The sequence below is a fragment of the Pseudomonas sp. FW507-12TSA genome (assembly GCF_058781435.1).
In genome coordinates this window covers 74,600-98,709 of sequence record NZ_JBYSWT010000016.1, presented here as the reverse complement: position 1 = coordinate 98,709, position 24,110 = coordinate 74,600, and the positions used below count along the sequence as shown (strand labels likewise).

At 65.4% G+C, this 24,110-nt stretch carries 20 protein-coding genes; 3 read left to right on the top strand and 17 right to left on the bottom strand.

Annotated features, from left to right (window positions below; all coding sequences use genetic code 11):
* Positions 1-54: 54 nt before the first annotated feature.
* The 16 genes from AC3WK8_RS16815 to AC3WK8_RS16740 all read right to left on the bottom strand — a co-directional run bounded on the left by AC3WK8_RS16815 (position 55) and on the right by AC3WK8_RS16740 (position 17,994).
* The gene (locus AC3WK8_RS16815; protein WP_103325305.1) at positions 55-828 is read right to left on the bottom strand and encodes a carbohydrate deacetylase; all 774 of its coding nucleotides are present in this window, start codon (positions 826-828) and stop codon (positions 55-57) included.
* A complete protein-coding gene (locus AC3WK8_RS16810) occupies positions 825-1,952 on the bottom strand; it encodes a GNAT family N-acetyltransferase (RefSeq protein WP_103325304.1) in 1,128 nt (375 codons plus the stop codon). Before AC3WK8_RS16810 ends, AC3WK8_RS16815 begins: the two co-directional genes overlap by 4 nt.
* Positions 1,949-2,650, bottom strand: a complete 702-nt coding sequence (locus tag AC3WK8_RS16805) for an N-acetyltransferase (RefSeq protein WP_085597591.1) — start codon at positions 2,648-2,650, stop codon at positions 1,949-1,951. The genes AC3WK8_RS16810 and AC3WK8_RS16805 overlap by 4 nt, the downstream gene beginning before the upstream one ends.
* A complete protein-coding gene (locus tag AC3WK8_RS16800) occupies positions 2,647-4,572 on the bottom strand; it encodes a hypothetical protein (protein WP_103325303.1) in 1,926 nt (641 codons plus the stop codon). Before AC3WK8_RS16800 ends, AC3WK8_RS16805 begins: the two co-directional genes overlap by 4 nt.
* The gene (locus AC3WK8_RS16795; RefSeq protein ID WP_103325302.1) at positions 4,572-5,879 is read right to left on the bottom strand and encodes a lipopolysaccharide biosynthesis protein; all 1,308 of its coding nucleotides are present in this window, start codon (positions 5,877-5,879) and stop codon (positions 4,572-4,574) included. Before AC3WK8_RS16795 ends, AC3WK8_RS16800 begins: the two co-directional genes overlap by 1 nt.
* Entirely contained in the window at positions 5,876-6,874 is a 999-nt protein-coding gene (locus AC3WK8_RS16790) for a polysaccharide deacetylase family protein (RefSeq protein ID WP_103325301.1), read from the bottom strand. The genes AC3WK8_RS16795 and AC3WK8_RS16790 overlap by 4 nt, the downstream gene beginning before the upstream one ends.
* A gap of 1 nt (position 6,875) precedes the next feature.
* On the bottom strand, positions 6,876-8,012 hold the full coding sequence (locus tag AC3WK8_RS16785; protein ID WP_085597595.1) for a glycosyltransferase family 2 protein: 1,137 nt from the start codon (positions 8,010-8,012) through the stop codon (positions 6,876-6,878).
* Positions 8,005-8,970 (bottom strand): glycosyltransferase family 2 protein, encoded by a 966-nt coding sequence (locus tag AC3WK8_RS16780; protein WP_103325300.1) that lies wholly within the window; start codon positions 8,968-8,970, stop codon positions 8,005-8,007. The genes AC3WK8_RS16785 and AC3WK8_RS16780 overlap by 8 nt, the downstream gene beginning before the upstream one ends.
* Positions 8,971-9,077: 107 nt before the next feature.
* Positions 9,078-10,427 (bottom strand): O-antigen ligase family protein, encoded by a 1,350-nt coding sequence (locus AC3WK8_RS16775; RefSeq protein ID WP_103325299.1) that lies wholly within the window; start codon positions 10,425-10,427, stop codon positions 9,078-9,080.
* Complete coding sequence (locus AC3WK8_RS16770; protein WP_178088023.1) at positions 10,424-11,524, bottom strand: glycosyltransferase family 4 protein; 1,101 nt, start codon at positions 11,522-11,524, stop codon at positions 10,424-10,426. The genes AC3WK8_RS16775 and AC3WK8_RS16770 overlap by 4 nt, the downstream gene beginning before the upstream one ends.
* An 11-nt stretch (positions 11,525-11,535) precedes the next feature.
* Positions 11,536-13,128 (bottom strand): GumC family protein, encoded by a 1,593-nt coding sequence (locus tag AC3WK8_RS16765; RefSeq protein WP_022644539.1) that lies wholly within the window; start codon positions 13,126-13,128, stop codon positions 11,536-11,538.
* 10 nt (positions 13,129-13,138) lie between these two features.
* Positions 13,139-14,158 carry a polysaccharide biosynthesis/export family protein gene (locus tag AC3WK8_RS16760; RefSeq protein WP_022644538.1) on the bottom strand — a complete coding sequence of 340 codons (1,020 nt, stop codon included), beginning with the start codon at positions 14,156-14,158 and terminating at the stop codon, positions 13,139-13,141.
* 22 nt (positions 14,159-14,180) lie between these two features.
* Positions 14,181-14,825 (bottom strand): CpsD/CapB family tyrosine-protein kinase, encoded by a 645-nt coding sequence (locus tag AC3WK8_RS16755; RefSeq protein ID WP_103325298.1) that lies wholly within the window; start codon positions 14,823-14,825, stop codon positions 14,181-14,183.
* 1 nt (position 14,826) lies between these two features.
* Positions 14,827-15,573 (bottom strand): sugar transferase, encoded by a 747-nt coding sequence (locus tag AC3WK8_RS16750; protein ID WP_085597669.1) that lies wholly within the window; start codon positions 15,571-15,573, stop codon positions 14,827-14,829.
* Between the two features lie 55 nt (positions 15,574-15,628).
* Positions 15,629-16,645, bottom strand: coding sequence for an NAD-dependent epimerase (locus AC3WK8_RS16745; RefSeq protein WP_085597600.1), 1,017 nt, complete (start codon positions 16,643-16,645; stop codon positions 15,629-15,631).
* Entirely contained in the window at positions 16,642-17,994 is a 1,353-nt protein-coding gene (locus tag AC3WK8_RS16740) for a UDP-glucose dehydrogenase family protein (protein ID WP_031321722.1), read from the bottom strand. The genes AC3WK8_RS16745 and AC3WK8_RS16740 overlap by 4 nt, the downstream gene beginning before the upstream one ends.
* Positions 17,995-18,635: 641 nt before the next feature.
* Here AC3WK8_RS16740 and AC3WK8_RS16735 point away from each other — a divergent pair.
* Complete coding sequence (locus AC3WK8_RS16735) at positions 18,636-19,937, top strand: OprD family porin (RefSeq protein ID WP_103325297.1); 1,302 nt, start codon at positions 18,636-18,638, stop codon at positions 19,935-19,937.
* 150 nt (positions 19,938-20,087) lie between these two features.
* Here AC3WK8_RS16735 and AC3WK8_RS16730 read toward each other — a convergent pair whose 3' ends face one another.
* Positions 20,088-21,026, bottom strand: coding sequence for a carbohydrate kinase family protein (locus AC3WK8_RS16730; RefSeq protein ID WP_085597602.1), 939 nt, complete (start codon positions 21,024-21,026; stop codon positions 20,088-20,090).
* 249 nt (positions 21,027-21,275) lie between these two features.
* On the opposite strand from AC3WK8_RS16730, the gene AC3WK8_RS16725 reads away from it, so the two are divergent.
* Together AC3WK8_RS16725 and AC3WK8_RS16720 are read left to right on the top strand one after the other, a co-directional pair.
* Positions 21,276-22,289 (top strand): AraC family transcriptional regulator, encoded by a 1,014-nt coding sequence (locus tag AC3WK8_RS16725; protein WP_085597603.1) that lies wholly within the window; start codon positions 21,276-21,278, stop codon positions 22,287-22,289.
* Positions 22,290-22,437: 148 nt separating this feature from the next.
* Positions 22,438-24,102: an AMP-binding protein gene (locus AC3WK8_RS16720; RefSeq protein WP_103325296.1), complete on the top strand. Its 1,665-nt coding sequence runs from the start codon at positions 22,438-22,440 to the stop codon at positions 24,100-24,102.
* Positions 24,103-24,110: the final 8 nt, after the last annotated feature.

Sequence of the window (24,110 nt, the reverse complement as noted above, 5' to 3'; positions counted from 1 at the left end):
CCGCCGCGCAGCCCGGGAAAACCATCCCTTCTGCGCAGGCCATCACCGCTCCTCCTAGAGTTCGCTGTAGGCGACCCGCCGGTATCCGGGCAAGGCCTGGGCCAGCAGTCGCTCCAACGATTGTTGCGCCGGCAGGTAGTCGTCGCCGAAATCGCCATCGGCCAATTGCGTCGGGTGCGCCACCACCTCGATCACCCCCCCGGGGCGCAAGCCTTCCAGCAGGTCCCTAGGGGTGCACACCGAGTCTGCACTGGCGCCGGACAACCAGCGGATGCGCCGGTTCAGGGCGGTCTTGAACAGCCATTTGACCAGCCCGATATTGCTCCCGACATTGCGTGCCAGGCGTACCGGCACCCCTTGCCGGGCGGCGAAGCGGGCGACGATCGCCGCCACCGGCCACAGGTTGTGCACGTGCTGGTGGGAGTCGATATGGCTGGGCCGCAGCCCCTGGGCGAGGCAGCGCTCCCACTGTGCTTCAAGCTCTTGCAGCACCGCGGCGGCCGCCGGCTGCGGCAGGCGCAGGGTCGAGCGCGGCAGGTTCAGGTCGAACTGGCCCTGGGCGTCGCAGAACAGCGGTTGTCGGCGGATCGCCGCGCTCAGGGCCGGGCCGTAGGTCAGGTTGAAGTGCAGGCCGATGCGCCCCAGCAGCTCATGCCGGTGGGCCAGTTGGCAGGCATCTTCGAAGGCCGGCATGTTGGCCATCAAGGTGGCGGAGCTGATCACGCCGCTCTTGAAGGCTCGCAGGGTCAGCTGGTTGTAGTCCGGGTCGAGGCCGAAGTCGTCGGCGTTGACTATCACTCGTGGCGCGTTGGCCTGTGAGTCCTTCATGGGCGCACCTTCGCTGTGGCGGCGGCCTGGCGTCGTTCGCGCCAGGCCTTGAGATGAGGTTTGAGTCGTTGCCAGAGGCGTTCGCCCAGGCCCGCCAGCAGGCCCAGGGCACGCCAGCTGTAGAAGCTCCAGCGCTGCTGTTCCACCAGGCCGCTCAGGCGTTCGTGCAACTGGTGGCTGGAGCGGCTGAGACTGACCCGGGAGGCGTCCACCCATTGCCAGCCATCCTCCAGCCCCCAGCGGATCCATTCGTCCAGCAGCAAGCGGCCGCTGCCCAGGTTGGCGTAGTCGGCCAGGAAGGCGATGTTGTAGTCGTACAGGCGGCCGCGTTCCAGCAGGCCCAGGCGATAGCTGATGCAACGCCCCTGGTGCTCCAGCAGCACGATCCGCACGCAATCCTCGGCGGCCAGCTGGCGCAAGGCGCTGAACATCCATTGCCGGCGTGGCCCGCCGGAGAAGATCCCCAGGCCGTCGGTGCCTTTCCAGCTGGCCTGCTCGACCTCGCACAGCCTCTGCAGGATTTCGTCGACCCCCTCGGCCCTGGGCGCCACGCGGATGATCCGTGCATCAATCTGCGCACAGCGCTTGCTGGCCCGGCGCAATTCGTAGCGCAAGGTGCCACTGGCTTCCTCGGCATCGGCGGGCACAATCAGGTGCTCCGGTACCCGGCAAGTCAGCGTTTGCTCGGCGTAGCTGCTGGCCTGGCGCCAGGGTGCCAACAGCTCGTCGGCCGCCACCAGTTCATGCAGTTGCAACAGGTCATGGGGCAGGCGCCGACGGATTTGCCGCAGTGCCTCGGGCATGGCGTGCCGGGCGCTGTCGGCCACCAGCAAGGCCAGGCGATCGCTCAGCGGATGTCCAAGGTGGCGCACCACGCGCAGCGGCAGCCCCCCACGGGTTTCGCGGCCGGCCACCAATGGCAGGCACAGCACCAAGCGCTGCTCCTGCCAACCCAGCAGGACCTGCAATGCCTGGCCTGGGGCCAGGGCCAGGGCCGCACCGCGCAGCCAGCCCAGGCGATTGAACGGCGTGGCCTGCTCGGTGGCGGCGCGCAATTGCTCATAGGCAGCCTCGGGGAACTGCGTCGCCGAGAGGTCGCTGCACCATTGCCAGCGCATGTTCATGGCCGCTCCTGGTCGATCTTCGTGCCGGCTTGCTGATCCAGCAGGCGCCCGCGTCGCAGCTGGTGCAAGCGGGTCTGGTGATAGGGGCGGCGGCGATGGAAGTGCAGGCACCGCAACAGGCAATAGACATGCAGGGATTCGCCGACCTCCTGGAAGCCCAGGCGCATGTGCATCTTCAGCGCAGGTTCGTTGCGCACGTTGACCAGGGCCCGGGTGCTCTTGAAACCGCGCTCGCGGTACTCCTCCCAGAGCAGTTTCTGCGCAAGGATCACCACCCCCGAGCCCCGATAGGGCTGCGCGCATTCGCCGGCGAACTGATACAGGCAGCCCGGTGGCACGCGCATCCAGCAGCGGTACAACTGGTCGTCGTAGTAATCGCGCTCGCTGATCCACACCATCATCATCACGTCGCCCTGGTGATCCAGGTGCGCGCTGCCCCGGCTGCCCTTGTCCAGCAGGCCACGAATGGCCGGTAGCTGGGCCTTGAAGTACTTGTCGAAGGCCGGCAGCAACTCCCGGGTGATGGGCACCTGGGGCCAGCGTGCGGGGTCGATGGGACAGGGCACCGGCAGGGCCAGGGAGCGCTCCAGGGTCAACAGCTCCCAGTGGTAATAGAAGAACCGTTCGCGCAGTACTCGCAGGCTGCCGCGCAGGCCCTTGCGGCGGATCTTGGCCAACAGGCCGGTCAAGCGACTCATAGGGTTTTCCAGGTCAAGGCAAACAGGGTCTCGCCGGGCAGCTGGAACACCAGCCGCTGCGAATCGCACTGCACGCTGGCGGGGCGGGCCTGGCCATCGGCGCCGAGCAAGGTCAGTTGCGGTTCCGGCGGGCAGTGGTGGGTTGGCATGGAGACCTCGATGGTCTGCCGGCGCGCAGTCTTGGCCACGCCCAGCAGGCTATGGCGCGGGCCGTCGCGCAGGGCCAGGGCGTCGACCTCGAAGGCCGGGTTGTCCAGGACTTGCACCTGGAGCAGCCAATGCTGCTGGAGGAACTGCTGGGCCAGGGCTACCGGCTTGAGGCGAAAGTGCCGGGCGCCGTGCTGGGCCAGCATGCCCTTGGGATACTCCGGCTCGTCGGCGGCCTGGAACCAGTTGAGCATTTCCAGCAAACCATCCTGGGACGCGTTGAACACCACCGAGGCCCACCACAGGCCGGCGTAATGCGTGTCTTGCTGGTAGGGGCTGAGGTCCGGGCCGCTGGAAATATTGGTCTGGCTCAGCAGCAATGCCTTGCGTGGCCGGCCCTGGTCGTCCAGGCCCACCAGGTCGGCGGCGGCGCGCACGCTGGCGCGGTAGCGGCGGGTGGCCAGCAGGTCGCGCACCATCCATTCGTGCCAGGCCAGGGCGTCGATGTCCGGACCATGCTCGGCCAGCAGCTTGCGTGCCCAGTCGATCCCCCGGCGCTGGCCGGCGCCGACCCGGAACGGTCCGTCCAGCAGGCGCGAGCTCACCGGCATGGCGATGCGTACCCCGGCGGCCCGGGCCTCGGGATGGGCCTTGGCGCGTTCCAGCATCTGGCTGAAATAGGCAGCGAAGGCGGCGTAGCTCGGATAGTTGAGGTTGGGTTCATCGGCGAACGCCAGGTAATGCAGGCCCTGCTTGCCCAACCGCGTGCTGTCGTCCAGCCAGGCATCGAGGCCGGCCAGGGTTTGCGGGCTGGCTTCCAGTACCGGCCTGCGCCCGGCCCCCGCCAGCAGGGTGATATCGCGGTCCACGCCAAAGGTCTCGCGGTAGAGCCTGCGAAAGGCGATTTCCCGCTCGGGCTCGGCCTTGATCACGTCGACGAAGCTGTAGAAGTTGGCGGCCCGGGGGCCCAGGGCTCGCAGCAGCTCGAAGGTCGACTGCGGCGGTTGCGCGTAGGGCAGGGCCACGCCCAGGTGCGGGCTGGGGCCGGCCAGTTGTGGGTGCAGGTTCAGTTCCACGTGCCCTGGGGTCCATTGCAAGGGGTGCAGTTGGCGCAGGTCCTGGGCGAACAGGTTGGCGGTGCCGTCGAGCCAGAAGCCGACCTTGCCGGAGCCGCCCATGGACAGGCGCCAGACTTCGTCGCGCTCGGCCAGCGGCAGTTCGGCCTGGTCGAATTGCGGGTATTGATCGTGGGTCTCGAGCCCCAGCCGGACCTTCGCCCCGTCGCTCAGGCGCACCGCTTGCAACACACTCACACCACCGTGGTACTTGCCTGCGAGCACCGCTCGTTCACCGGCGGCAACGCGAAAGTACAGCTCGGTGCCGTCGGGCACGTCGGCGCTGAAATGCACCTTGGTGGGTTCGAACTGGGCCTGGGTGGCGCTGTCATGGCCGATCCTGAAGTTGCGGAAGCTGTAGCCGGGCACTTGCAGCCGGTAGTCGCCGCTGGCGGCGGGCAGCAGGATGCTGTCCTGGCCGTAGGCCTGGTCGGCCGGGATATCCACTTGTTGGCGCAGCTGGCCATCGGGACCGACCAGGTACAGCTGTTCCTGGTTGGCGTCGCTTTGCCAGGCCGGGCTCCAGCGCAGGTGCAGGGTATCGGTGACGCTGGCCTGCAGGTACAGGCTGCCATCGCGGATATCGCCCCATTGCATGGGGGCCGCCTGCAGGGCGGGCGCCGTGAGTAGCAGCAGGACAATCAGGGAACGGGGTTTCATCAGGCCTTTTCCTTGGGGCGCAGTAGCTGGCGTACGTAAGTCACGTCCGCAGGCAGCAGAATCAGGGTGCGATACCAGGCCACGCCGCTCAGGCGGCAGTACAGGCCGAGCATCACCAGGCTCACCGCCAGGTAGGCGATGGACGAGGCCAGGCCGGCACCGACGATGCCCAGCCGTGGAATCAGCAGCGCGTTGAGCGCCAGGTTCAACAGGGCGCCGCCGCCCATCAGCAGCGACAGGGCGCCGGGGCGCTGCTTGCCCAGCAGGTCCAGGCGCAAGATGCTGGCGTAGCACAGGCCGAACAGGCCCGGCAGCAATGCCAAGAGGGCGCTGTAGGCCGGGGCATAGGCGGCGCCGAACAAGGTCACGATCAACCATTGGCCGATCAACGCCATGCCCAGGCAGGCCAGCAGCATGACCGTGGCGGTCAGGCGCAGCGCCAGGGCGGTCAGTTGCTCGATGCCGCTGCCTTGTTGCAGCAGGCGTTTCATCAGGGGAGTGGTCACCGCCTCGGGAATGATCAACAGCAGCTCGGCAGCGGCACTGGCCATGGCATACCAGCCCAGGGCCGCCGGATCGAGCAGGGCGCCGATGAACAGGTAGTCCGAGCGCAGCATCAATTGCTGGGCCAGCACGCCGGGGTGACTCTGGGCGCTGTAGCGCAACAGTTCGCGCTGCTGTCCGGTCTGCCAGCGCAGGCGCATATCGTGCCAGCGCCGCAGCCAGCACCAGCCCACCACGACCACCAGCAGCGTACCGCCCAGCCAGCCGCCCAGCGCCGCGGCCAGCGGTTGCTCGCGCCAGATCCACCACAGGCCGACGAACAGCAGCAGCGGCACCAGGGACTCCAGCAGCCGCAGGCCATTGAAGGCTTCGACCCGGCCGTCGGCGTTGTGCAGGGTCAGCAGTCCGCTCTTGAGCACCGTGAGCGGCACCGCCAGCAACAACAGCCAGGCCAGGTCGCCCAGTTGCAGGCTCAGTTCCCACTGGCTGCCCAGGGTATTGATCAGCGCCAGGCCCGCCAGGGTCAGCAGGCTGGCCAGCAGGCAGCCATAGACCAGTACCTGGGTCAGCAACAGGCCCATGGGCCGCTGGCGTGCCGCCTCGTAGCCCACCGCAGTGTTGAGACCGCCGCTGGTGAGCGCGGCGATCAGGTCCGGCAGGGTGCTGAGCAGGGCGAACAGGCCGCGGTCCGCCGGACCCAGGAGACGCGCCAGCAGCACATTGCGCAGCAGGCGCAGGCCGATCATCGCCAAGCGGGTGCCCATGCTCAGGGCCAGGTGCCAGAGATAGCCGCCGCGCTTCATGCCCGGGCTCCCTGCCACAGGCGCCAGGCCAGGAGCCCGGGGTGGGCGGCGCTGGCATGGCTGACGTCGATGCGCGGCAGAGCCAGCCAGGCGTTGCCACTGGCCTCGATCAGGCCGGGCCGGGTGCCCAGGCCATAGCGATAGCCCAGCGCGGATACGGCGGCCCGCACCCGGGGGTCGTGGTCGCCATTGGGGTAGCAATAGATTTGCAGGGGCGCCTGGCAGCGTTTGCGCAGGGTGTCATGGGAGCGTTGCAGGTCGGTGCGCAGGGCCGCGTCTTCAAGCTGGGTGAGGATGCCGTGGCTGGCGCCATGGGGGCCGAAGGATACCAGTCCCGAGCGTTCCAGGTGCTTGACCTGGGTCCAGTCCATGGCGTGCGGCGCGGCGCCTGCCGGGCAGGTGTCGGCCAGTTGCTGCAGGGTGGTCGCAGGCAGTCGCTTGAGGCGCTGCAGATAGCCGCCGAGCAGGCGACTGCGGGCATCGCTGTCGCCAGCCTGCAGCAGCTCCAGCGGTGGCGTCAGTTGCAGGGCGCGCAGGCGCTCCAGCAATGGCTGGCCAGCTGCGGCGCCGGCCTGTCGCCACAGGGTTTCGCCGATCGACTCCCACCAGAAGCCCTGCGGGCTGCCGATGAAGTCGGTGGACAGGAAAATACTGGCCGGCACCTCGTAACGCTCCAGGACCGGGTAGGCCACCTCGGCGTTGTCGCGCCAACCATCGTCGAAGGTCAGCGCCACACGCGGCCGGTCGCCACCAGGCAATTCCAGCAGTTGCTGCAGCGGCACGCAGTCGAAATGCCGGCGCAGCCAGCGCAGCAACTGTTCGAACTGGGTCTGGCCGACGCACAGGGGCGCGCGATGGGGCTTGGCCGCGGCGCTGGAGTCGACCAGTACCCGGTGCAGCATCAGCACCGCCCCGGCCTCGCCCAGGCGCGAACGCCCGGCACTGTGCAGGTAGGCGCTGCCCAGCAGGCGCTTGAGGACTAGTTTGAAGGTCATGTCAGCGATTCTGTTGTGGGTTCCACAGGGCATAGCGCTGCCCGCGGAGAAATTGCCAGAGGCCCATGCTCATGCCGGCCAGGGTCACCAGGACGAAACCGGCCAGGCGAAACACCTTGGGCAAGCATCCGCTGCGGTCCAGAAGACCCAGCACGCCGGCGCCATAGCCCAGCAGCTGGGCGATGAGGCACAGGCTGTAGAAGACCCCGGCATTCCACAGCAGCAAGTTGGCCAGCAGCAGCGGCAGCAACAGGACCGGAGCCAGGCGGCGGATCAGCTTGTGGCTGATCAGGGCGATGGCATAGGCGCCATGGCGCCAGGGATTCATCAGTTGCCGACGCTGAGCCAGGCTCTGCAGGCCGCCCACCGTGACTCGCAGGCGCCGGCGGTATTGCTTGCCGGCCTCGTCCACGCCCTGGTCCAGGACCTGGGCTTCTTCCACATAGACGATGCGCTTGCCCGCGACCGGGGCGCAGGTGCTGATGAAGAAGTCATCGTTGACCTCGGCCGGAATGCTCTGGAACAGCTCCCGGCGCAGGGCCAGCAACGCGCCGTCGGCGGATACCATGCAGCCGGTGCGGTTCTCCGCCTGGCGTACCCAGGCTTCATAGTGGCGGTACAGGCTGTCGCCCAGGCTCAGGTTATGCCCGGGCCGGGGGATGATCATGTGCCCGCCGCACGCACCGACCTGCGGATCGCCCAGGGGCGCCAGGAGCTTGCCCAGGGTGTCGGTGGACCATTGGTTGTCGGCGTCGGTGAACACCAGGATGTCGTTGCGGGCCAACTCCACGGCGGCGTTCAGGGCCCCGGCCTTGCCCACCCGGGGCAGGTCCAGGACCACGATCCGCGGGTCGCGCACGGCCAGGGCAATGGCTACGGTATCGTCGCTGGAACCATCGCTGGCGAGGATGATCTGCAAGTCGGGAGCCGGGTAGTCCTGGAGCAGCAGGGTACGCAGCTTGTGCTCGATGTGCGGGCCTTCGTTGTGGGCGGCGATGATCACGCTGACCGACAGTGGCTGGCCGGACAGCTCAGGCCTTGGCCGCACGAAGCGGCTGAGCAGGGCCAGCAGCAGCGGGTAGCCGATCCAGGCGTAGATGGGCAGCAACAGGCAGAGCCAGAAAAGAGTCTTAGCCACGGTCGGGCCTCACGACAAAACGGTTGAACAGACCCTGCACCAGGGCCAGGGCCCCCAGATGCAGGCGAACCCAGTGCAGCAACCAGAGCTGCAGGACGAACAGCGGATCGCGCTGGCGCAGGCCCTGGCGCAGGGCCAGAACCAGCGGCGCCAGCGCGCCCGCAGCCAGGTACAGCAGGGCGCTGTCGGCCCGGCCCAGGAGCAGGGCGCCCAGCGCCAGCAGGCTGAGCAGCGCGCAAGCCAGGCACAGCAGGGGGAAGCGCAGCAGGCGCGGGCTTGCTCCGCCAGCCTTGAGCAATTGCACATGGCTGCCCTGGCGCCAGCGCTCCTTGGCAGCCCATTCGCGCCAGCTGCCCTCGAAGCCCCAATGCAGCACCTGGGGCCGGGGCAGGCTCAGTTGCCGGGCGCCGGCGGCGTGCAGGCGCAGGCCGAAGTCCTTGTCCTCACCGGTGCGCAGTTGCTCGTCGAAACCGCCGACGCGCTCGAACCACGCCCGCTCCAGGCACAGGTTGGGGGTGGGCATCCAGTGCAGCAGGCGGGCCTGGGTCCCGGCGGCCAGGCTGCGTCGCTGCCAGGCCCGGGCGAACCACGGCGCGCTGCTGGGGGCGGCGCAATCCAGGGCGAAGACCTCGGCGCTTCGTTGTCCCTGGGCCAGTTGCCAGAGTTGCAGCCAATTCTCGGGCACCTCGATGTCGGCATCGAGGAATGCCAGGCTGTCGCCGCTGGCGACCGCGGCCCCGCGGTTGCGCAGGGCGCCGATGTTCAGGCCCGGGCACAGCAGTACCCGGGCGCCCATCTCGCGAGCCTGTTGCGGGCCCTGGTCGATGGAGCCGTTGTCGACCACGATCAGTTCGCAGTCGACACCCGCCACCCGGGCCGCGCGCAGCACGCTGTCCAGGGTCCGGCCTATGTGCCGGGCCTCGTTGTACATGGGCACGATCACGCTGATCCTGTGCATCTTTGCCTCCCTTGGCCGGATTGGGTTGAAGTCGCGTTCGCCTTGCCGGCGAGCTTGGCGAACGCCGCTGCCCGGGGACCTGCGGCGCTCAGGCCCGCGGTAGCCGCTCATCGGCTGTCCTCGGCTTGACGGCGCAGCACGCTGGACAGGGCGAGGAAGATCCACAGGTACTTGTGGTTCGGTGCACTGAGAAACAGCAGGAACACCGCCAGCGCCAACAGGCTCAGGCCCAGGTGGGTGGCGATGTCGGCCTGTTCCCGGGCGCCCCGGGCGAGGAATGCCTGGCGCGCGCGCTCGAAGTTGCGCAGGCCCATGAGCATCAGCGCGACGAAGCTCAGGCCCGCGGGAATCCCCAGCTCGCTGAACAGTTCCAGGTAGGTGTTGTGCGCCCGGCGATACAGGTCGGGCTCGTTGAGGTTCTCCGAGAAGCCGCTGGCGAAGCCGGTCTGCGCATAGTGCACGGGGAAGGTGCCCAGGCCCGAACCCAGTAGCGGGTTGTCGCGGATCATCTGCCCGCCCACGACCAGGTAGGAGGTGCGCCGGCCCAGGGAGGTGTCCTCGGAATGGGCACCGGACTTGAGCATGCTCAGGGACTTGATCCGCGCCACGTAGTCCGCTGGCAAGGCGGCGATGCCCAGGGGCACGAAGATCGCCACGGCGAACATGGCGAAGCCCAGGTGCTTGGGTCGCAGGCCCTTGAGTCGGTCGCGGTAGTGCCAGGCACCGATGGCGATGGTGAACAGCACTACCAGCAATCCGGAGCGCGAGTCGGTCTTGGTCATGCCGGCCATCAGGGTCAGGCCGATGGCGATCCAGAACAGCCGTAGCGGCCACCAGGGCGCGCGCAGGGCCAGGAGGATCGCCGGCGGCACGGCCATGGCGATCAGCAGGGCGAAGTAGTTGGCGTCTTGCAGCAGGCCGATGGCCCGGCCTCCCACCTGGTACTTGGCCGAGACCAGCGCGATCACGCAAGTGATGGCCACGCTCACCGCCAGCAAGCGGCAGAGCATCAGCAGGTTGGTCTCCCGGGCGATCAGCAAGGTGACGAAGAACAGCACCAGGCCCACCGCCAGCTCCCGCAGGCTGTCCAGGGACACGGCCAGGTTCTCGCTGTACATGAGGCTCAACAGCAGGCACAGCAGGAAGGGGCCCAGGGCTCGCCATAGATTGCTGCCCAGGCGGGTATCGGGAATGTGCCGCAACAGCAACTTGAACAGCATGATCAGGATCAGCGAGGCGCCCAGCAGCTTGGCCCCGGAAAAGGCGCTGTCCTTGAACAGGCCTTCGAACGGCACCAGGGCGCAGATGCCCAGCAGGCCCCAGCCCGGACGCCGATACAGCACGGCCAGGCCCGCGAGGCCGACCACCACCAGGGGGGCCAGGAATGGCCAGGGGCTGGCCAGCAGGGCCAGGGCGGCCAGGCCCAGGAACAGGTCGAGAACAGGGGCGGCGATCATGCTGGGTCGGCCTCCCTGGCCAGGCGATACAGCTCGTCCCAGCTACGGGCCAGGGTCGGCAGGTGGTAATGCTCGCGCTGGGTAGCGCGTGCGGCCTCGGCCAGGGTCTGCGCCAGGGCCGGATCGTCCAGCAGCTCGCCGATGCACCGGGCCAGTTCGGCACTGTCCAGGGGGTTGGCCAAGAGGCCGTTGTGCCGGTGCTGCAGGACATCGGGAATACCGCCCACGGCGAACGCGGCGACTGGCGTGCCGGCTTGCATGGCTTCGAGCAGGATCATCGGCGTGCCTTCGGTGCGCGAGCTGATCACCAGGACATTGAGGCGTCGCAGCCAGGGTTGCATGTCTTGCTGGTAACCCGGCAACAGGATGCGCAGCGACAGGCCTTCGGCGTCGATGCGCTGGCGCAGGGCCTGGTTCTGCTCGCCGTCACCCAGCAGTACCGCCTTGAGCTGCGGGCGTTGCCGGCACAGGGCGACCAGGGCGTCGAGGAATAGATCCGGGCCCTTTTCCTCGCTCAGGCGGCCGACGAAACCCACCAGGGGCTCCATTTCGTCCCGGCGCACCTGGGGCTCGCTCGAGGGCGGTCCCTCGTAGTTGGTCGTGCGGGGCGGGAGCGGCTGTGGCAGGCCGTTGGCAATCACTTGCAGCTTGCTTGGCGCCACCCCGGCCGCCAGGTGCAGGCGGGCGATGCTCTGGGCGACGCAGGCCACGCGACGTACCTGGCGGCTGCGGCACAGGCGCAGGCTGGTCCAGGTATAGAGCTTCTGCTTCAGGCTCCTGGGCGTGAAGCCATGCTGGGTCAGGACCAATGGCAAGCGCAGGCGCCGGGCACAGATCCAGGCGAACACCTGGGCCTTGAAATTGTGTGCGTTGAGCAGCCCGGGTTGCTGGCGCAGGTGCGCCAGCAAGGACTTGAGGCCGCGACAGTTGTGGCAGGTCACGCCGGCTTCGGTGAAGCGCTGCAACAGCGCCGGCGGGGCGTCGAGGAACACCACCCGGTGCTGCCCGGGGGTGACCAGGCAGTGATCGAGCAACATGCGTTCGGCACCGTAGAAACCGCCGCTGTGGATCAGGTGCACGATGGGTTGCGCGGCCATGTTCAGGTTGCTCACTGCTTGGCCCAATGCCAGGCCCAACGCCAGGTCCAGCGCGGGTAGGGGTTGACCTGGGGTTGTTCGATCGCATTGAGGACCATCAGCACCGGCAGGCCGAGGTGGTCGTTGACCTGGGCCGGATGCTTGAAGCGATGGTCGAAGAACTCGTAGACATAACCCAGGGCGATGGCCAGCAGCAGGCCGGTGAGCAGGCCCAGGGGAATGATCAGCATCGGTTTGGGAAAGGCCGCTTCGCTAGGCTCGTAGGGCTGGCTGAGCACCCGGGCGTTGGACAGCTCGCCGCTGATCAGGCGTTCGCCGCGGCTTTCCTCATAGCGCTGGGTATAGGTGAAGAACGCCTTGTGCAGGGCGTCGATCTCGGTATCCAGTTGGCGCAGCTTGCTCAGCACCTCCTGCAAGTCACGTACACGGGCCTTGTAGTCGTTGATGCGGGTGGTCTTCTGGGCAATCACCGATTGGGTGATCTGCAACTCGCTGCTGCGTTCGCGAACACGATTCTCCACCACCTTGAGGAATTGCGCCCGGGCCCGCACGATCTGCTCGCGCTGTTGCTGCATCGGTACGCTGTCGGCGCGGTAGGTATCGGCGGTGACGCCGTACTGGCCCACCAGGTTGGTCAGTTGCTCGCCCAGTTGCTTGATCTCGCGATCCTCGTACGCCACGTTGTCCACGGTGTTGGCGAAGGCGAAGGGGAAGGTGTAGTCGGTCAAGCCGGCCTTGCGCGCGGCGGCAAGGCTCTTCTGCAAGTAGTCGAGACGACGCTGGTTCTCCAGGGCCTGGTCGCGATAGCCGTTGAGCGATTGCTCCTCGGTGTTGATGGCGTTCAGGCGGAAGGTGATTTCCTCCTTGGGGTCGGAGGCGTGGGCCGCTTCCAGCAGTGCCTGGCGCTTGCCTTCCAGGTCATCCAGGCGCGACTGGTACTGGGCCTTCTTCTGTTCATAGAAGGCTTCGGGCAGTTCGTTGGATTGCAGGTCCTGGCGGTTCTTCAGGTAGTTGGCCAAGAGGCGTTCGACGAAGCGCGTGCCTTCGGCCGCGGACGGGCTGCTGTAGACGATGGAGATCACGTTGGAGCCGGGCAGGGTGCCGATCTTCAGGTCCTTGACCGCCTGGTTGGTGAACGCGTCCAGGCTGGTATCGCGCACCGGGTCCACCGCCAGGCCGAAGAAGCCGCGCACCGGGTTGATCACATGATTGCGCAGTGGATTGATCACGCCATCGCGCAGGGGGTTGAACAGCAATCTGGCGAGCAACCCCTCGTTGCCGCCGAACAGGCCCTCGTCGCGCAACTGGCCGATGGTGTCGCGGATCAGGGTCGGCGAACGCAGGATGTTGCTCTCGGTCTCCATGTCCGCCAGCGATGGCGGGATGAATTTGTCGTTGTCCGGAGTGAGCACGGTGTTGGCATCGGTCTGCGACAGCTTTTTGGACTGCACTATGACTTCCGCGGTGATCTCGAAGCTCTGCTTGAGCACCAGCGGCAAGAGCAGCGCCAGCAGGGCGAAGCCCAGGAATACCCGCTTGATCAGGCGCCGATTGACGAAGAACACGAGGAGAAACTCGTGCAGGTAGTTTTCGATCTTGGTCATCGAGGCGAACTCAGTTGTTATTCGATTCTTTGTTGTCGACGCGGTAGCCGAAGCTGAAGCCGACACCCTGGAACATGATCACGTCGGCCAGTTGCTTGCTCAGCGCACCGGCCTTGGCCAGGCGGGTCTTGGGCACGTAGAGCATGTCGTCCGGCTGCAGATAGGCGAATTGCAGCGCCTTGCCGTCCAGCGCGGCGTCGGCGTCGTAGACCCGGGCCTCCACCTGGTTGCCCTTGCGCCGCATGATCACCACCGAGTCGAGGCGTGCGGTGGGGCCTGCGCCCTTGGCCAGGGTCAGGGCCTCGAGCACCGAGATCGGCCGGCGTACCGGGTAGGCGCCCGGCTGGCCGACTTCGCCCATGACGAACACCTCGTTGGCGGCGGTGGTCTTGAGCAGCACGTCGACGCTGACTTGTCCCACCTCCTTGGCGTAGCGCTGGTTGATCAGGCTCTGCAGCTCGCTCAGGCTCTTGCCCTGCAGCGACAGGCTGCCCAGCAGCGGGAAGCTCGCGCGGCCATCGGAGCCGACCACGATCTCGCGGCTCAGGCCGGTGGCCGGGTTGGTCAGGCTGGTACGCAGGTTGTCCAGCTGGGCCATGGCGTGGGAGATCGAGAAAGTGATCTGCGGTTTCTTCAGCACCTTGGCGTACTGTGCTTGCAGGGCCTGGCGGGCCTGCTCGGCGGACAACCCGGCGACCTGGATGTTGCCGATATAGGGCATGTCGATGCTGCCGTCGGGCAGCACCAGCTTGTTGCCCCCCAGTTCCGGGGCGGAAAGGAAGCTGATGTCCACCTGGTCGCCCGGTTGCACCAGGTAGCGCTGCTGGCTGGTGGTGCCGATATGGAAGATCACGTCCAGCACGTCCTGGGGCCGCAGCACCTGTTCGATGGGCATGACCTCGGTGAGCTGGGCCTGGTCGGCCGGGGCGCTGAGGATCTGCACCGGCATCTGTTGCGGCTCGCGGTTGACGCAGCCGCCCAGGGCCAGCAACAGCGACAGGCTCAGCAGGGAAAGTCTTGGCTTGTTCATGGTTACACGGTCCTTGTGCCGGTCAGAGGCGGTCGTAAACCCACTTGGGCATGTAGTACTTGCGGGCGTTGAACACGCTGCCGATCAGCTTCGCCTCGGCCTGGATCAAGCGTTGCGCGGCGGCCTGGGCCACTTCCCAGCGGGTTTCCTCGCTGCGCACCACCAGCACCACGCCATCGACCTGGGTGCTCAAGGTGAGGATGTCGCCGCTGCTGTACACCGGGTCGCCATCGACGATCACGAAGCGGTACTGGCCGACCAGGGTGTGCAGGAGCTCGCGCAACTGCTCGGCGGTCAGCCGCTCGCGGTATTGCTGGCGCCGGCCCAGGGGCAGCAGGTCGAAGTCCAGTTCCGCGCTGGTCTGGATGCATTCGCCCAGCGCCGGCGGGGTTTCGGCCAGGGCCAGGTCGAGAAAGCCCGGACACTGTTCCAGGCCCAGGCGCCGGGTCAGGCTGTCATCCGAAAGGCTGGTATCGACCAGCAGTACCCGGCCGCGACTGGTACGCGCCAGTTCGCTGGCCATGCTCAGGCAACTGCTGGTCACGCCGCTGTTGAGGTTGGCCGCGGTGAGCAGGATCACCTGCAGCTCCTGGTCGAGCACGGTCACTGCCAGGTTGCTTTCACTGGGACGCTGGATCTTCAGACTGGCAAGGGTTGCTGCCGCCATTTCAACTTGCTCCGTGGCCATTGAGGACCTTGAAAGGGGTTTTCATCAGGATCTTCAGGTCGAGCCAGGGGCTCTGCTGGAAGATGTAGGTCATGTCGAGGGTTACCCGACCGTCGAAGTCCACGTCGCTGCGCCCGGATACCTGCCATAGGCCGGTGATCCCCGGGTAGATGCTCAAGCGCCCCAGGTGGTGCTCCTTGTAGGTCTGGGCGTGGAACGAGGTGGGGCGCGGGCCGACGATGCGCATCTGGCCGAGCACCACGTTGATCAGGTTCGGCAGTTCGTCGAGGCTGGTACGACGCAGGAAGCCGCCGATCCCGGTGATCCGTGGGTCGCGGTCGATCTTGAAGTCCACCGAGTCCGGGCCGTGCTTGTTCAAGTGGCGCACCGAGTCCTTGAGGGCCTCGGCGTTGACCACCATGGTGCGGAACTTGTACATGCCGAACCGCCGGCCGCGAAAGCCGGTGCGCAACTGCACGAAGAACACCGGGCCGGGGCTGGTGAACTTGATCAGCAAGGCCACTACCAGCAACAGCGGCGACAACAGCACCAGCAACAGCGCGGCCAGTAATGCCGAGGTCAGGCGCTTGGTGCGCGACAGGGTCCAGGGGCGTCCACCTTGGCGGCCGCTGAGCCAGCCATGGTGTTGCAGGTCGATGGCGGCCTGGACCTTGCGCCGGAACGGATCGTTGCGCCGGTCTATGGGCGAGGGGGCGGCGCTGGCGGGCGACGAGACAGGTCTTTCCATATCCACCGGGAATACTTCCATTGCAAAGGTTCGGAAAAAGCGTGGGAATCGCTGTTCAGTTGCTGCTGCGGTAGTAGCCCAGGTACCACTGGACGAAGCTTCGCAGGCCATCCTCCAGGGGAACCTGGGGGCCGAAGCCGGTGAGGTTCTCCAGGGCGCTGACGTCCGCGTAGGTGTTGAGCACGTCGCCTGGTTGCAGGGGCAGGTATTCCACCTGGGCCGTGCGGCCGAGCAGTTTCTCCAGGGTCGCCACGTATTCCTTGAGCTGTACCGGGCGCTGGCCGCCGATATTGAACAGGCGCCAGGGCGCCATGCTGGTGGACGGGTCCGGCTGCTCGCGGTCCCATAGCGGGTCGCGTGCCGGTGGCTTGCCCAGCAGGCGTACAAGGGACTCGACGATGTCGTCGATATAGGTGAAGTCGCGCTGGTGCATGCCGTAGTTGAACAGCTTCAGCGGGCGCCCCTGGCTGATGGCGTCGGCGAACAGGATCGGCGACATGTCCGGCCGGCCCCAGGGGCCATAGACGGTGAAGAAGCGCAGGCCGGTGGCCGGTACGCCGAACAGGTGGGCGTAGCTGTGGGCCATCAGCTCATTGGCTTTTTTGCTGGCCGCGTACAGCGACAGTGGATGATCGACGTTGTCGCTGACCTTGTAGGGCGTCTGCTGGTTGGCGCCGTACACCGAGCTGGACGAGGCGTAGATCAGGTGCTGCACCGGATAGCGCCGGCACATTTCCAGCAGGTTGAGGAAGCCGCCGAGGTTGCTGTCCAGGTAGGCCTTGGGATTTTCCAGGGAATAACGCACCCCGGCCTGGGCGGCGAGGTTGATCACCACCTGCGGACGGACCTCGGCGAATAGCCGGTCCAGGCCCGAGCTGTCGGCCAGGTCCAGGCGTTGCAGGGGAAAGTGCCCCACCTGGCGTTCCACCCAGCGCACTCGATCGTGCTTGAGCTGGGGGTCGTAGTAGTCGTTGAAATTATCCAGCCCGGTGACCTGGTGCCCATCCTTGAGCAAACGCAGTGCGGTATGGGCGCCGATGAATCCGGCGGCCCCGGTGATCAGGATATTCATGCGCAAAGTGCCCCCGGTACGCGATAGGGCAGGCCGATGCTCAGGTAATGCAGCCCGGCATCCGCTGCCTGTTGCGGGTTGTAGAGGTTGCGCCCATCGACGATCAGGCGGTCCTTGAGGGTCTCGCGCAGCAGTTTGAAGTCCACCACGCGAAAGGCTTTCCACTCGGTACAGATCACCAGCGCATCGGCACCCTGCAGGGTGTCGTCGCGGGTCGCGCACAGCTGCAGGTCATCGCGATAGCCGTACAGGCGCCGGCATTCGGTCATGGCCTCGGGGTCGAAGGCATGGACCTTGGCCCCGGCCTGCCACAGCGCTTCCATCAGGTAGCGGCTGGTGGCTTCGCGCATGTCATCGGTATTGGGCTTGAACGCCAGGCCCCACAAGGCGATGACCTTGCCCTGCAGGTTGTCCCCCAGGTGCGCCTTGAGCTTGCGGAACAGCACATGGCGTTGCTCTTCGTTGACGTCGCGCACGGTCTTGAGCATGTGCGGTTCCAGGCCGTGGCTCTGGGCCGTGTGGATCAAGGCGCGCAGGTCCTTGGGAAAGCACGAGCCGCCAAAACCGGCGCCGGGGTAGATGAAGTGGTAGCCAATGCGTGGATCGGCGCCGATGCCCTTGCGCACGGCGTTGATGTCGACCCCGAGACGCTCGGCCAGGTTGGCCATCTCGTTCATGAAGCTGATGCGGGTGGCGAGCATCGCGTTGGCCGCGTACTTGACCAGCTCGGCACTGCGGTTATCCATGAACATCAGGCGATCGTGGTTGTGGTTGAACGGGGCGTACAGCTCGCTCAACTGGTGGCGCGGCAGCTCGTGGGCGCAACCGATGATGATCCGGTCCGGGCGCATGCAATCGGCTACCGCCGAGCCTTCCTTGAGGAACTCCGGGTTAGACACCACATGCACCTGCAAGTGGGACTTGCCCAGGTCCGCCAGTTGCTCGGCGACGGTTTCGACCACCAGGTCGGCGGTGCCCACCGGGACCGTGGACTTGACCACCAGGGTCTTGTCGCTGGACATCAGGCTGGCAATTTCCCGTGCTACCGCCAGGACGTGGTCCAGGTCGGCGGAGCCGTCTTCGTTGGAGGGGGTGCCGACCGCGATGAAGATCACTTGCCCATGGCTCACGGCATCGCCGGGACGGGTGGTGAAATGCAGTCGGCCAGCCTTCTGATTCTCTTCGATCAGGGTCGCGAGGCCCGGCTCGTGAATCGGAGGAATGGAACGTTGCAGTTGGGCGATCTTGTGGCTGTCTATATCGACACAGACCACGTTATGCCCGACATCGGCCAGGGCGACGGCTTGTACCAGACCGACGTAGCCAGTACCAAAAACGCTGACTTCCAAGGGAACGACCTCGTCCATGATGAGTGTGTGGCGAGGGGATGCCCCACCTTCTGAAAAAAGCGTATGGCACATAGCCTTCATCGCGCGCTTTTTTTGACACTAGCATATGGCAAAGACGTTTAATTGACGTTTTTTGGCGTTGCATAAATGACACAGTGGTTTTACTAGAATTTAAATATTAAAAAAATCCTTTTAAAACAATAAGATAAATACATTAATTATGGTCATAATGAAAAACGTCAAATACTTGTTATTTCTTACAAAAATGCCAAAAAACCCGACGAACGGTAGTTTTTTACCGAACAAAAATGATGCTTTTTTGCCGTCAGCTGCTACCGCTAGCTTGTCGAGGAGTGTTTTTTGAACGTATGGACAGCTTTTCTTGGCTCGGCTTTCGCCTGCTAGAAAATGTCGGAAATGATCAGGTTTTGCTGAAAGCGCATGATCCTGCAGCGGCGCCACGGGGGCTGGAAAATAGTCGGAGTCAGACTAAAGTCGGGTAGGGGGCTGGCGGGCGATCTGCCATCATTGCCGGTCTTCATTGATTCAATCAATTCAGTCGGCGCTACTTAATTCGCCGAGTGGATTTCCCCTGGGTCTTTCTTTACCTCGCGTCACTGATTTTCTGCTGGAGCCTGTTCATGCGTCCCCCTTTCCCTCTACTCAATCCGTGCCCGCTCCTGGGCCTCGGAGCCGCCGTCCTGTGCTCGGGTTTTACCCTGCAGGCGCAAGCCGCCGGTTTTCTCGAGGACAGTAGCGCCAAGCTCGAGTCGCGCACGGTCTACTTCAACCGGGACTTCCGTGATGGCCACACCAAGACGGCGCAGGGCGCATCCAAGCGCGAGGAGTCGGCCCAGGGCTTCATTTTCAACCTGCAATCGGGCTACACCGAAGGCACCGTGGGCTTTGGCCTCGATGCCCTGGGCATGCTGGGGATCAAGCTCGACTCCAGCCCGGATCGCAGCAATAGCGGCCTGCTGCCCTCCAGTGGGCATGATCCACGAGGCTCGGTCGACCAGTACGCCAAGCTTGGCCTGACCGCCAAGGTGCGCATGTCCCAGACCGTGTTCAAATACGGCGCGCAATTGCCGGACCTGCCGCTGCTCAAGTACAACGACGGGCGCCTGCTGCCCACCATGTTCAATGGCGCGGTATTGACCTCCAGGGAGGTCAAGGACCTGACCTTCACCGCAGCCCGCCTGAATCGCTACACCGCCCGGGATTCCACCGATTCCCAGGACATTCGCGTGCATTGCAAGAACAAGCGCTATGCCTGCAACACCACGGCGGATCACTTCGACACTTACGGCCTGGACTACAAGTTCAGCGACCGCCTCAGCGGCCAGTACCATTACGCTGAACTCGAGGATATCTATCGCCAGCACTTCATCGGCCTGGTGGCCAACCAGCCCCTGGGGCCCGGGGTGCTCAAGGGTGACTTGCGCCTGATCAAGAGTGATGACAGCGGCAGCGCTCGTGCCGGCAGCATCGACCATCGGGCCCTGAGCACCATGCTCAGCTACGGCCTGGGCGGGCATGTGTTCAGTGCGGGTTGGCAGCGCATGTATGGCGATAACTCGATGCCGTACCTGGATGGCAGCAACCCGTACCTGGTGAACTACGTCCAGGTCAACGACTTCGCCGCGATCCAGGAACGCTCCTGGCAATTGCGCTACGACTACGACTTCAAGGCGGTGGGCATCAATGGCCTGAGCTTCCTGACTCGCTATGTCAGTGGCGACAACATCAAGGTCCCGGGCAGCCTGCGTGAAGGTCGTGAATGGGAACGCGACAGCGAGCTCAAGTATGTGGTGCAAAGCGGCACGTTCAAGGACGTCAGCCTGCGCCTGCGCAACGCCACCTATCGCAGCAACTACCAGAAGATCGCCCGCGACATGGATGAAACCCGCCTGATCGTCAGCTACAACTTCTCGATCTTCTGATCCCCTGCCGCAGGCTCCGGGAGCCCGCGCCTTGTAGCCGCCGTCGAGCCCGTGGCGAGGCTGCGCGAAGGCCGGCAGGGTCTTGCCTCGATCCTGCGGGCAGGAGCAGCATCTGCCACGCAGCCCGTGGCAGCAGCTACAGGGAGCGGTTCAGGTCAACTGGTGGCGGTACGGCAGGTCCGGCCCGGTACGGGTGCAGGTCAGGGCCGCGGCGTTGACGGCGAAGCGCAGCAGGGCGTCGATCTGTTCACGCTCCAGCTGCTCAAGACCCAGGGGCGAGTCCAGTCCTTGCTCGGTCAGCCAGGTGATCAACGCTGCCTGGAAGGTATCGCCGGCGCCCACGGTGTCGGCCACCTGCACTTTGGGCGTCGCGACCGACCAGTGGCCATGCCGCTGGCTGAAGACCGTCGCGCCCTGGCTGCCACGGGTCAGGAACACCAGCTTGGCGCTGCCTTGCAGCCAACCGCGGATCAGCACTTCGGGTGCCTGCCCGGGGTACAGCTGCTCGAGGTCTTCGTCGCTGACCTTGATCAGGTCGGCCTGGCCGGCCAGTTCATCGATGCGCTGGCGCCATAGCTGGATGTCCGGTTGCGGACCGAGCCGCACATTGGGGTCGAGGCTGACCAGGCGCCGGCCCCGCTCGCGCCTTGCCAGTGCCAACAAGGTGTCGGCAATCGGCTGTACCACCAGGGAGTAGGAGCCGATGTGCAGCCCGCGCACCTGTTCGCCCAGTTCAGGCAGATGCTCGACCAGGAGCTGGCGATCGGCACATCCTTCGCCGCGAAAGCTGTAGTGGGGAGAGCCGTCGGCGCCCACGGCCACCATGGCCAGGGTGCTGGGGGCGTCGAATTCCTGCAGGTAGCCAGTGTCCACGCCTTCGTTGTCCAGCACCTGTCGCAGGCGTTGGCCCAGGTAGTCCCGGGATAGCCCCGCCAGCAACGCCACATCGACGCCCAGGCGGCGCAGGCCCACCGCCACGTTGAATGGCGAGCCACCGGCGATCGCCTGGAAGGCCACCTTGTTGGCCGGGGCTCCGGCTTCGTCCGCGCTGAAGAAGTCGAACAGCGCTTCACCACACACCAGATACATAGTCATTCGCTCTGCAAGGGGTTGCCAGTTGCTGTCCATGGACTTGCGCAGCGGTTGGCGGGCCACCCGGGCGCCAGGCGCCGGGTGGTGCATGATAGGGCGAGCGTCGTGGGGTTTTCGATCCCTCTTTGCCTGTGGATCAGCTATCGGCAGCCAGCACGAGCTTATAGCCCAAGGTCCACTGGCTTTTTGCGCTTCACTGCCTAAGATGGCCGTCCTGGTCCCTTGCGTTGGAAATCTCTGTTCACGATGTCGGAAAAAGACACCATCTCCCTGCAACTGGTGCGTGAAGCGCTGTTGCAAAGTTGCGCTCCGGGCGCCGCCACCGATGAAGTACTGCACAAGGTCGGCATCGATCCGGCCGGCTTGCAGCAGGGCACCGGTCGGGTGCCGGCCAGCGCCTATGCGCGGCTCTGGCGCTTGCTGGCCAGGAGGCTGGACGATGAATTCTTCGGCATGGACCCGCGCAAGCTCAAGTCCGGCAGCCTGGCATTCCTCTGTCGTTCGGCCATGGCCCAGCCGACCCTGGCCCAGGGCCTGGATTCGGTGCTGGGATTCCTGTCGCTGATGCTCGAGCACCTGCCGGCGCAACTGGTGCGCCAGCAGAGCCTGGCGGAGATCGTGTTGCTGGAGGAGGTGTCTTCGCGCCGGGCCTTTACCTATTTCACTTACTGGATGATCGTCCATGGGGTGGCTTGCTGGCTGGCCGGACGGCGAATCCCGATCCTGGCCATCGAGCTGCGCTGTCCACAGCCGGAGTTTTGCGACGACTATCGGGTGATGTTCTCCGATAACCTGCGCTTCGACCGGCCGCGCACGCGGATGATCATCGCCGCCGATTGCCTGGACCTGCCGATCAAGCGCAGCGATGAGGAGCTCAAGCGCTTCCTCGGCCATGCCCCGGCCAATATCCTGGTCAAGTACCGCGATCCGCAGAGCCTGGCCAGCCGTATCAAGCAACAGCTGCGGCAGTTGCCGGGGGAGCAGTGGCCGGAAGCCGAGAGCCTGGCCCAGAGCCTGTGCATTTCCGCCTCGACCCTGCGCCGGCGCCTGGCCGAGGAGGGGCAGAGCTACCAGGCCCTCAAGGATGGGGTGCGCAAGGAGCTGGCCATCATCTGGCTGGCCGAGCCGCAGATCAGCTTCGCCGAGATCGCCGAGCGCCTGGGATTTGCCGATACCAGTTCGTTCTACAAGGCGTTTCGCAAGTGGTCCGGCTCCAATCCCGGGCACTATCGCAGCCTGATCCTCAACGTGCCGGCCTGACCCTTGGCCAAACCGGTCACGCAACTTGACAGCTTTGACCATTGTCCGGCCAGGGTCCTGGCGCCAGTATTTCGTTGATTCTGATGAGGTTCCCCCCATCAGGCCGTTGAAAAACTGCCTGCTATAAGAACAACGAGGGCTTCTGGCAATGCGCGATTACCTGTCCGCCACCGCAAACTTCAACTACCAGCACACCGTCGATGCCACCCTGGCCGGGTCGCTGCAGGCGCTCAATGCCTGCGTCGAGTGTTGTGACCGGCATGCGTTGCCCGGTCGCATCGCGTTGTTCTGGGAGGGCAAGGACGGCAGCAGCGCCAGCTACACCTTCACCGATCTACAAGACAAGGCCGGGCGCCTGGCCAACTTCCTCCTGGCCCAGGGCGTAGGCAGGGGCGACAAGGTCGCAGGCCTTTTGCCGCGCAATGTCGAGCTGTTGATCACGGTCCTGGCCACCTGGCGCATTGGCGCGGTGTACCAACCGCTGTTCACCGCCTTCGGACCCAAGGCCATCGAGCATCGGCTCAGCAGCTCCGAAGCCAAGGTGGTGGTGACTGACGCGGTCAACCGTCCCAAGCTCGCCGAACTCGCCAACTGCCCGACCCTGGTCACCGTGGCTGGCGTCAAGGGGCAGGGCATCGTGCGTGGCGACTTCAGTTTCTGGGCCGAGCTGGAGCGATATCCGGCCCGTTGCGAACCGGTGCTGCTCACTGGCGAAGACCCCTTCCTGCTGATGTTCACCTCGGGCACCACCGGGCCGTCCAAGGCGCTGCAAGTGCCGCTCAAGGCCATGGTCGCGTTCCAGAGCTATACCCGCGATGCGGTGGACCTGCGACCTGAAGATGCGTTCTGGAACGTCGCCGACCCGGGCTGGGCCTATGGCATCTATTTCGGCATCACCGGTCCGCTGGGCCTGGGTCATCCGATTACCTTCTACGACGGCCCCTTCACCCTCGAAAGTACCTGCCGGGTGATCAACAAGTACGGCATCACCAACCTCACCGGATCCCCCACTGCCTACCGGTTGCTGATCGCCGGTGGTGATCAGTTCGCCCGTTCGATCAAGGGGCGCTTGCGCATTGTCAGCAGTGCCGGCGAGCCGCTGAACCCGGAAGTGATCCGCTGGTTCGCCGAGCACCTTGAGGTGGTGATCCACGACCACTACGGCCAGACCGAACTGGGCATGGTGCTGTGCAACCACCACGCCCTGGAGCATCCGGTGCATGTCGGCGCCGCCGGTTTCGCCTCGCCGGGCCATCGCATCGTGGTACTGGACGAAGAGTACCGCGAGCTGGGGGTCGGCCAGCCGGGGATCCTCGCCATTGACCGCCGGCAGTCGCCGATGTGCTGGTTCGCCGGTTACTCCGGGGCACCGACCAGGGCCTTCGTCGGCGATTACTACCTGAGCGGCGATACCGTCGAGCTGAACCCGAACGGCAGCATCAGCTTCGTCGGGCGCAGCGACGATGTCATTACCACCTCAGGTTACCGAGTCGGCCCGTTCGATGTGGAAAGCGCCCTGGTGGAGCATCCGGCGTTGGTCGAGGCGGCAGTGGTGGGCAAGCCCGATCCTGAGCGCACCGAGGTGATCAAGGCTTTTGTGGTGCTGGGTGAACGTTACCGCGCCACCGCGGAATTGGCCGAGGAGCTGCGCCAGCATGTGCGCAAGCGCCTGGCGGCCCATTCCTATCCGAGGGAAATCGAGTTCGTCAGCGAATTGCCCAAGACCCCCAGCGGCAAATTGCAGCGCTTTATCTTGCGCAACCAGGAAATCGCCAAGGCTCAAGAGGCCGCGGCGGCAACAGTCAACGCGTGAACAGGATT